Source organism: Mucilaginibacter sp. UR6-11 (genome assembly GCF_020880695.1).
Lineage (GTDB): Bacteria > Bacteroidota > Bacteroidia > Sphingobacteriales > Sphingobacteriaceae > Mucilaginibacter.
In genome coordinates this window covers 1-9612 of the sequence record NZ_JAJIWO010000018.1, presented here as the reverse complement: position 1 = coordinate 9612, position 9612 = coordinate 1, and the positions used below count along the sequence as shown (strand labels likewise).

General features: G+C 43.1%; 10 protein-coding genes. 6 read left to right on the top strand and 4 right to left on the bottom strand.

Annotated features, from left to right (window positions below; translation table 11 throughout):
- Positions 1-156: 156 nt before the first annotated feature.
- Together LJ658_RS20375 and LJ658_RS20370 are read right to left on the bottom strand one after the other, a co-directional pair.
- Positions 157-861, bottom strand: coding sequence for an SDR family oxidoreductase (locus LJ658_RS20375; RefSeq protein ID WP_230548404.1), 705 nt, complete (start codon positions 859-861; stop codon positions 157-159).
- Positions 862-873: 12 nt separating this feature from the next.
- Complete coding sequence (locus LJ658_RS20370; RefSeq protein ID WP_230548403.1) at positions 874-1854, bottom strand: lysylphosphatidylglycerol synthase transmembrane domain-containing protein; 981 nt, start codon at positions 1852-1854, stop codon at positions 874-876.
- Between the two features lie 213 nt (positions 1855-2067).
- Between LJ658_RS20370 and LJ658_RS20365 the strand changes: the two genes are divergently transcribed.
- Complete coding sequence (locus LJ658_RS20365) at positions 2068-2937, top strand: carbon-nitrogen hydrolase (RefSeq protein WP_230548402.1); 870 nt, start codon at positions 2068-2070, stop codon at positions 2935-2937.
- A gap of 115 nt (positions 2938-3052) precedes the next feature.
- Positions 3053-4090, top strand: coding sequence for an agmatine/peptidylarginine deiminase (locus LJ658_RS20360; RefSeq protein ID WP_230548401.1), 1038 nt, complete (start codon positions 3053-3055; stop codon positions 4088-4090).
- Positions 4091-4094: 4 nt separating this feature from the next.
- Here LJ658_RS20360 and LJ658_RS20355 read toward each other — a convergent pair whose 3' ends face one another.
- The gene (locus LJ658_RS20355; RefSeq protein WP_230548400.1) at positions 4095-5219 is read right to left on the bottom strand and encodes a hypothetical protein; all 1125 of its coding nucleotides are present in this window, start codon (positions 5217-5219) and stop codon (positions 4095-4097) included.
- Positions 5220-5303: 84 nt separating this feature from the next.
- Here LJ658_RS20355 and LJ658_RS20350 point away from each other — a divergent pair, with 84 nt between their 5' ends.
- The 4 genes from LJ658_RS20350 to LJ658_RS20335 all read left to right on the top strand — a co-directional run bounded on the left by LJ658_RS20350 (position 5304) and on the right by LJ658_RS20335 (position 8767).
- Complete coding sequence (locus LJ658_RS20350; RefSeq protein WP_230548399.1) at positions 5304-5873, top strand: YbhB/YbcL family Raf kinase inhibitor-like protein; 570 nt, start codon at positions 5304-5306, stop codon at positions 5871-5873.
- A gap of 234 nt (positions 5874-6107) precedes the next feature.
- A complete protein-coding gene (locus tag LJ658_RS20345) occupies positions 6108-6968 on the top strand; it encodes a LiaI-LiaF-like domain-containing protein (protein ID WP_230548398.1) in 861 nt (286 codons plus the stop codon).
- A 24-nt stretch (positions 6969-6992) separates the two neighbouring features.
- Positions 6993-8027, top strand: a complete 1035-nt coding sequence (locus tag LJ658_RS20340) for a sensor histidine kinase (protein WP_230548397.1) — start codon at positions 6993-6995, stop codon at positions 8025-8027.
- Complete coding sequence (locus LJ658_RS20335) at positions 8027-8767, top strand: LytTR family DNA-binding domain-containing protein (protein ID WP_230548396.1); 741 nt, start codon at positions 8027-8029, stop codon at positions 8765-8767. The genes LJ658_RS20340 and LJ658_RS20335 overlap by 1 nt, the downstream gene beginning before the upstream one ends.
- Before the next feature lie 104 nt (positions 8768-8871).
- Here the strand turns inward: LJ658_RS20335 and LJ658_RS20330 are convergent, their stop codons facing one another.
- On the bottom strand, positions 8872-9384 hold the full coding sequence (locus LJ658_RS20330; RefSeq protein WP_230548395.1) for a DinB family protein: 513 nt from the start codon (positions 9382-9384) through the stop codon (positions 8872-8874).
- Positions 9385-9612 lie beyond the last annotated feature (228 nt).

The window sequence follows — 9612 nt, the reverse complement described above, 5'->3', positions numbered from 1 at the left end:
CAATAGTAAAAGCTATGAGATAATTTCCTGTATTTCGTCACAAATACTAAGATAGTGGTTTCTGGCATAGCCTCCACCCATGACCTACCGCCAAAGGCGGTGGTTTAGCCATTAGAATTAAAACAGTAAAGCCCGGGTATACCGGGCTTTACTGTTTTATGGTGTTGTAGCCGCTACCGGCAATATCTTTCCGTTATAAAACTTATGTCCCGTGAGCGCAAAATCGGCAATGTACTTACCCATCTCAAAGGCCATCACCGGCGATTGGTAGCCGGGGAAAGCCTTGTCAAGCATCTCGGTTTGCGCCGAGCCTAAGGCGAGGCAATTAACCTTTATCCCTAACTCAGTAAATTCCTGTGCCAGGCACTCGGTTAAGGTATGTAAAGCTGCCTTACTTGCTGAGTAAGCCGCTAATCCCGGAAACTTGGCGCTACCCTGGTAACCACCCATGCTACCAATATTTACAATATGTGAATCAGGAGGCATAAACTTTTGCAAGCTTTGGATAATGCGCACGTGACCGATAAAATTACTTTGCAGCATTTCCACAAAGTCGGCTTCTAATAACTCGTTAAAAGGTTTATTTATTAATACTCCGGCGTTGTTAATCAACACATCTATCTGCCCGTCAAAATTACCGGTGATGAACTGTTGCAAGCCGTCATAATCATCATGCACAATATCGAAAGCGATGGGGTAAAGCACGCCGTCGGGATTTAGGCCCGCGCAAATCTCGGCTAACCGCTCCAGTTTATCCTGCGACCGGGCCAGCGCGATCACTTTATGTCTGCCGGATAAAATAAGTTCAATTACGGCTTCAAAGCCTACCCCGCTGCTGGCTCCTGTTATAACAATATTCATAGTTGCTAATTCTTAAACGATTTCAGGCTGCTCCTTATTTTCGTCTTCGGCCGCTACCTCACCTTTGGGCAGGCCTTCTTCTAAACGGCTTGGCCTTAATACATAATAGATGCCCAGCAAGGCAACCAGCAATGATATAATATAAAAAGATCCCGGCAGGAAAACAGCCAAAGTATTATCCATAGGGAAAACCTTTGTCAACTGCGTAAAAACGGTTTCACGTATCCCTGCGCCCCCAACGCTTATGGGGATGATGGTGGCCAATGCCGATATTAAAAATGATAACAGGTAGGGTGAAAATTTACCGCTAAAATCCTGTCCTATCAGTATAAACACAATGGCTAAAACCTGCAGGCACTGCACCACTACGGCCTTTGCATGCCCTGCAAAAAAGTACCGGGTATATTCCCTGAAAAATTTGTAAGCAACAAAATAATAAACTAACGACCCGGCAGCAAAAATCCCTAAAGGGATACCGATATGAATATCAATTTGCGGTATTAAAAATATCAGCCCAACAGTTATCAGGCCTATTGCCCATAAACCGCTGAGGCGGTCGAACATAATAGCCCAGAAAACTTTTTTACCGGGTAGTTTATAGTTTTTATTGAGCAGCCATATCTTATAGCCATCACCCCCTATACCGCCCGGCAGCAGGAAATTATAAAAAAGACCCAGCATATACAGCCTGAAATTAAACCTGGCATCGAGCTTTAAATTAATGGAATTAAAAAAACTCATTAACCGCCACGACGACACGATTATTGACAGGAAAAAACAGATCAGCGCTGCAAACATCCACCAATAATTAGCATGTAACAACCTGTATTTAACGTCTTTAAACGGAACGTGCCTGAAAACAAAGTAAAGCAGCACCGCAGTTACCGCAAATTTTAAAAGTGTTTTGGTGATATTCCAAAGAGTGCCTTTCCAGGTTTTGGGGTGAATTTCTTCCTCTACCTCGTCTATGATGCTTTTGTCTAGTTCTGTCATTGGCTGCAAAGGTAATGATTTAGTTAATTAGAGGTTAGTGATTTGAGATTAGTGATTTGCTAAGAAATGTTAAATTATCGGTATCCCCAATATATTGTTACAATTATTATTAGAAAAACTGCGGCCTTCAGCAACCGTCGCCCTTCCTAATTAACTAGCCGCTAATCACCAATCTCTAATCTCTAATTATTACATTTGCACAAATTTTAGGGAATGAGCAAAGTACAGGTAGGTATAGTGCAAATGAGCTGCACAGCCAATAAGCACGAAAATTTGCAAAAAGCGATTGCAAAAGTAAAGGAAGCTGCCGCTAAAGGCGCGCAGATAGTTTGCCTGCAAGAGTTGTTTACATCGCTTTATTTTTGCGATGTGGAGGACCATGATAACTTTTTACTGGCCGAGGCTATTCCGGGCCCGTCAACCGATGAACTATCAAAAGTTGCCGCCGGGTTGGGCGTAGTTATCATTGCTTCATTATTTGAAAAACGTGCGCAGGGCCTGTATCATAACACCACCGCTGTTATTGATGCTGACGGCACTTACCTGGGCAAATACCGCAAGATGCATATCCCCGATGATCCGGGTTTTTATGAGAAGTTTTACTTTACCCCGGGCGATTTAGGTTACAAGGTTTTCAAAACTAAATTCGCGACTATAGGTGTATTGATTTGCTGGGACCAATGGTACCCTGAAGCCGCTCGGATTACCGCTTTAATGGGTGCCGAAATCCTGTTTTACCCCACAGCCATCGGCTGGGCAACAACACAGGACGAAGCCACCAATGTAGAGCAATACAATGCCTGGCAAACTATCCAACGCTCGCACGCGGTAGCAAACGGCGTACATGTGGTTAGCGTAAACCGCGTAGGCGAAGAGGCCGGTGTTAAGTTTTGGGGCGGATCATTCTTTGCTAACCCGTTTGGTACGCTGATCCATCAAACTTCACATGATAACGAAGAAGTGATAGTTAAGGAACTTGACCTGGACAAAACGGATTACTACCGCACCCACTGGCCATTTTTACGCGACAGAAGAATTGATTCATACCAACCGATAACCAAACGTCTTTTAGACGAGGATTAATAACCAGGCGTTATTGTGTGGAACGGAGCAATCTTTACACTCGCTAATCTATCAACATGATGACTATTTGTTGCGGAGATTGCACACTATACTCGCAATGATATAAAATATTACCATGAACTACCCAAAACAAAAAGGATTTTCGTTTCCGGCCGAGTGGCACCCCCATACTGCTACCTGGCTAAGCTGGCCGCATAAGGAAGAATCATGGCCGGGTAAGATCATGACCATATACCCGCAATATTGCGAGTTTATAAAAACTTTAACCGCAGGCGAACTGGTGCGCATTAACGTTAAGGATGAGCAGATGGCGGCATTTGCCAAACAGCAGTTAATGCTGGTTGATGCTGATCTGACCAAAATTGAATTTTTTGAATTTGGCACTAACGATGCCTGGTGCCGTGATCACGGGCCGGCTTTTTTGATCAATCCTGCTACTAAAGAAAGAGCTATTGTTGACTGGGGCTATAATGCCTGGGGTGGTAAGTATCCGCCGTTTGATCTGGATGATGTTATCCCTTCAAAAATTGGCGAACACTTTGGTTTACCGGTTTATCATCCCGGTATTGTTATGGAAGGCGGGTCGGTTGATTTTAATGGTAAAGGCACTATTTTAACTACCACAGCCTGCCTGTTGAACCAGAACCGCAACCCGCAGTTAAATCAGCAGCAAATAGAAGAATACCTGTATAATTTTTACGGAGCAGAGCAAATTTTATGGCTGGGCGATGGTATAGTTGGCGACGATACCGACGGCCATATTGATGACATAACCCGCTTTGTAAATGAAGACACGGTGGTTACCGTTGTTGAAGAAAATAAAAAAGACGACAACTACCAAATTTTGCAGGAAAACCTGAGCACGCTTAAAACCATGCGACTGTTAAACGGTAAGCAACTAAACATTGTTGAACTGCCAATGCCTGACGCCGTTATTTATGACGACCAACGCCTGCCGGCGTCATACGCTAATTTTTATATTGGCAACGCAGCTGTTGTAGTGCCTACTTATCGCTGCGATAAGGATGACAAGGCATTGGATATTTTACAAAGTTGTTTCCCTGACAGGAAAGTTATCGGCATTGATTCGACAGATATTATCTGGGGATTGGGCAGCTTTCATTGCCTGAGCCAGCAGGAGCCGGCGGTATAACTACTCATTGCTTAGCCAAGAAAAACCAGGATATATTTAACAGCCCCGGTTTATAATTTAGGGTTACGGTGTCGCCTACATTAGTATTATTGTACGTTTTGCTGCCTACGCTTACCTGTTCCTGCTTAGTACAGGGGCCCCAGGCAGTCAAATACAAATAATAGCTGGTATTTTTACCATGGCTAATATGGTGCCCAAGCACAGTGGCGTGATATACTTTTACTGGCGATTGGTCAAACTCGCAGTTAATTTCAACAATGCTTGCAAAAGCGTAAATCAGGCACACGATAGCTAAAATAGCTGTTTGCCCTGTTAAATTACCCATGGTTTTATTAAGTCCCGTCCTTAACAACAATACAAGAATAACTAAAGCAAAACCCAAAGCCGGCAGCCACAAGTTATCTGTGTTTAATAAATGATGCCCGCCGGCGCCTTTACCCAATAATACCATTGCCGGCACAACAAATCCTATCACTACAAAAGGTAATACGCTCTGCTTTATGTTGGATGTAAATTTTATCAGGCCATTACTGGTCATGATTATCAGGATACCCAATAAGGGATAAATAATAGCCACTATAGTAATTATCGGCTGATCGGGTAAAAACAGTGCGATACCAACAAATACACCGATAACGTTATAAAGTAGGGCAACTGTTTTAGCTCTGGCTAATTTTTGCTGTCTTTCTTCGGCTGTAAATCCCAAATTGAGATCATGGGCTATATTGTTTTTTTCGGCTTCATAATCAGTTCCGTCCAGGTCTGCAAAGCTGCCTTTAATCCAGCTTACCAAATCGGCACTATCGCCAAAATCTATATAATTCCGAATAACCATTGTTGAATTCGCCGCTGAAATTGACTCAATACGAATCTCTTTTCTACCTATCCTGTATCCTTTTATATCAGTAAAAGGCATCTCTCTTTTTGAAAGCAGATTTACGGATGACAGGCTGTCGCCAGCTATTGTTATTCGCCTCCGCACAAAGCTTACAACAATCAAAATAGCGCATAGCAGCATAAGTAGCGGGAATAATAACATCTCCACTCCTTTTGATGAATTATAAGCGTCAAAAAAAAATATTGAAAATATAAATAGTCCGGCAGCTAACAAGCCGTAAACTATTTTCATCGTCGTAGATACGGTAAACTCCTTGTCCATTTTTTAATTATAAATGTCTAAAGTAATACTTTAATTTTATACAAATTAAACGCCATGAAGAAACTAGTTCTTGTTTTTGTTTTACTGGTAAATACAGCCTCAATAACCTTTGCGCAACAAGCTAATTTGCCAATGCGGTTAACCACCCCGGCTTTTCCCGATGGCGGCATCATTCCATTGAAATACACACAGGCTTCGCCGGCGGGCGCGGCTGTATCGCCTGCATTGCTTTGGAGCAGCGTACCCGCCGGTACCCAGAGTTTTGTGTTGTGGATGCATGATGTTGACCTGGCATTAAAGAAAACCAGCGAAGATAACCTTCACTGGCTGATATGGAACATCCCGGGAACAGCAACCTCGTTACCAGAAGATGTACCGGCCGGAGCCCAATTGGCTGATGGCAGCTACCAGGTTAGCAACGCTGTTGTCAGGTATCGCGGCCCCGGCGCAGCAGCCTCTGGTCCGCTGCACCATTATGTGTTTGAATTATTTGCTTTAGATATTAAACTGGATGAAAAGGCAGGCGCCACACCGCTTGACACCAAGACCAATATTTTTAAATTAATGCAGGGTCATATCATTGGCAAAGCTGCTTACGCAGGCTTATTTCACCGGCCCCAATAGGTTATTTAAGGCATGAATTCCCGATCCGGATCGGGCTATTGAGGTTAACTTTTAACGCAGAGACAGTCAATATCCACGTGCTTTAAATGCTGGTAATCTCAAACATTTGGCACGCCTAACTTTTCACCGAAAAAATCCCCGCTTTTACCGAGTTCTTCTAAGTAAATGGCCAGTTTTAGTTTTGGCTGGCTATATTAGTGCCTTACTTTTGAGTAAGAATTTAAAATTAAGATCATGGACAACGATATCAACAATATAGAACACCCAACCAACCCCGGCAAAGGAAAGGTTTTTATCGGCATTATTTTGCTGGCCTTAGGAGCATCACTGTTACTCAAACAATTTGATTATATAGGTTTCCCGCATTGGCTATTTAGCTTCCCAATGTGGTTAATCGGCATTGGCCTTTATATAGGCGCCAAAACTAATTTCCGTAAGTTGTCATGGCTGATAATGGTAATTATAGGTCTGGCTTTTTTGCTGGATGACATTATGCCCAATGTGGACGTAAGCGCTTTCTTTTGGCCGATAGTGATCATCGGTTTTGGTATATTTTTAATATTAAGGCGCAATCATCATCACGCAGATTATTGGGATAAAAAAGACTGGAAAAAGAAATGGGAGTCAGGCAAATACAACTTTAAAAATCCTAACGCCTATGTTAACCCAAACGAACCTACAGTTGATTACACGGTTAATCCCAATGCGCCTAACGACCCGCAAGCAGCATCGACCCCCGGTGCAGATTATACCGGCGATGAACACCTGGAGGCCATATCGATTTTCGGCAGCGTAAAAAAAACCATTTTTTCAAAAAATTTCCAGGGTGGCGAAATTGTAAACGTGATGGGCGGCGCTGAGCTTGACTTTACCCAGGCCAATATTAACGGCCGTGTTTATATTGATGTAACCCAGGTATTTGGTGGCACCAAAATAATTGTACCGTCGCACTGGATGGTGATATCAGACATGGCGGCGGTATTTGCCGGTGTTGACGATAAAAGAATAAGAACCACCGCGCCTTTGGACAGCAATAAAGTATTAGTATTAAAAGGGGTATCAATATTTGCAGGGATAGATATCCGCAGTTATTAATCAACCTTAACAAATTATAACGTTTTGGCGGTTTCAAACACATTAACATTTCAAAAATTACGCTGGGCTTTTGTGGCTTGCGGGCTTGCATGGACAGGCCTGCAAACCTACATTATATACAGTTTTGGATTTGAGTGGTATACCGCCCTTACGGATGGTGTAGTAAGTTCAATACTGCTTACTGCCGCTTGCTGGCTCATCAACAACAATCTGCGTTACTACCAACCTGGTAAAGGCAGTTATATTAATATATTAATTTGGTGCGTGGCACTGGCGGTGGCCTGTACCGCCGGCTGTCGTTATATCCTGCCATTTATTAACTCGGGCTTGGTATATGCTAATTTTATGGGGCTATCATTGGTAATTAGGTTTTTTACCAATTTTTTAGCGATAGGCTGGATGGCCATGATCAGCATGATATGGTACTCCCAGATTGATCAGAAAGAGAACGAGAAACGCAAAGCCGAGGCCGAGCAACTGGCGCGCGACGCCGAACTTTATAATCTGAGGCAGCAATTGCAGCCCCATTTCTTATTTAACAGCTTAAACTCCATTAACGCGCTGATTGGTTTTAAACCTGATGAGGCGCGGAAGATGATACACCAGCTTTCAGACTTTTTACGTGGCACGCTTAAAAAAGATGACCAGTTACAGGTGACCTTAAATGAGGAATTGCAGCACCTTAACCTGTACCTGGAGATTGAAAAGGTGCGTTTTGGCCATCGCCTTAAAACAGAGATCAGCTGCGATGAAAAGTGCGGCGAAAGTGTTATGCCCGCCATGCTATTGCAGCCATTGGTTGAAAATGCCATAAAATTTGGTTTGTATGATACCACCGAAGATGTAGTGGTGAGCATTCGCGGCGAACTGGAAGGCAACTACCTTGAACTTATTGTACAAAACCCGTACGACCCTAAAACCTCCCGCCCGCGCCAGGGAACCGGTTTTGGCCTTAGTGGTGTACAACGCAGATTATATTTACTTTTTGCACGTAATGATTTGATGGAAACTCACGCAAATGATAATATATTTACAACTATTATTAAAATACCGCAGTAATGATACGTGCCTTATTAATTGACGACGAGCCTTTGGCCCGTATGGTTGTAAAAGAATATTTGCAGGCATTTCCGCAGATTGAAGTGCTGCAGGAATGCGGCGACGGTTTTGAGGGCCTTAAAGCCATACAGCAATATCAACCTGATTTGATTTTTCTTGACGTGCAAATGCCTAAGATCAACGGCTTTGAGATGCTGGAACTGGTTGATGAACAGCCCGCGGTGATATTTACCACTGCGTTTGACGAATATGCCATAAAAGCCTTTGAGGCACATGCCACCGATTACCTGCTTAAACCGTTTAGCAAAGAGCGTTTTAATAAAGCTATAGAGAAATTTTTAGCGCAAGCGCCTGCCGCAGGCGCGCCCAGACAAGAACAGCTGTTAGAGACAGCTTCGCACTCGCCGGCCCAACATGAGCGTATTGTGGTAAAAACCGGTACCAAAGTAAAAATAATCCCGGTGGCTGATGTACAATACCTGCAAGCAGATGACGACTATGTAAGCATATTTACGCAAGAGGGCTCCTACCTTAAAAATAAGACCATGAGCTTTTTTGAACAAACCCTGGATGCCCGCCAGTTCGTCCGCGTGCACCGCAGCTACATCGTAAGTGTACAGGAAATAACCCGAATTGATCCTTATGAAAAGGACAGCCACCTGGCCATCCTGAAATCAGGCGCTAAAATACCGGTAAGTAAAACCGGGTATGTTAAATTAAAGCAGGTTTTGGGGATATAGAAAGTATACAATTCTTTTTTATTCAAACAGGTATGAAGAAATCTAATACGGCATTATAATAGGTATTAGATTTCTTCTGTCGTTAGAGGTGAACCTAGTTAAGGTTATGCATATTGCTGCATCTTCTCCAGGTCGTCTGCACTTGGGCCGTAGCTTCCAGGTATAGGGATGTTTAATAAACGCAGGTAAACACCCAGCTGCGCACGGTGATGGATGGTTTGTGCTATTGTCAGGCGGATGGTTTCGTATTTAGTCATTGAAGACAGCACATGGTCGCCATTACGTAAGATCCAGGGTTTTTCCAGCTCCGCCTCGCTCATGCCTTCCAGGTTTGCCCGGCCATCCGTCAGTTGATTTTCAAATACTTCCAATACATCGGCTGTATTGTTAAAAAAAGTTGGTTCATACGGGTTGGCGGCAAAATCCAGCCCATCAGTAGTAACAGCCATAGTTAACCAGCCTGGAAGCTCAGCAATATGATTTGTAAGTTTCATAATGCTCATGCTTTTTGGATGTGGTTGCCAGTTGTACTTGTCGTTTGGCACAATGCTTAACATGTTACGGGTTATTTGAGCTTCCTGCTCAATTTCCTTTAATAATAATTTGATGATTGACATAGCTTTTATGGTTTTAATGTACTTATTGATACAAAGAAACCATGGTACTATGACAGCCCTATGTCAGTAGCGAAAACCAATTTAACAAGAAAATTCTGCCTACAGCTAAAGTAAACAACCCCCACCTAAGGTGGGGGCTTTATTCTAACCTCTGAAAGAGGTATTCGTCAAAACAACTTCAAATCAGTCGAGCCATCTTCTTTTCGTTCTTCCTGCTCCTGATACTTC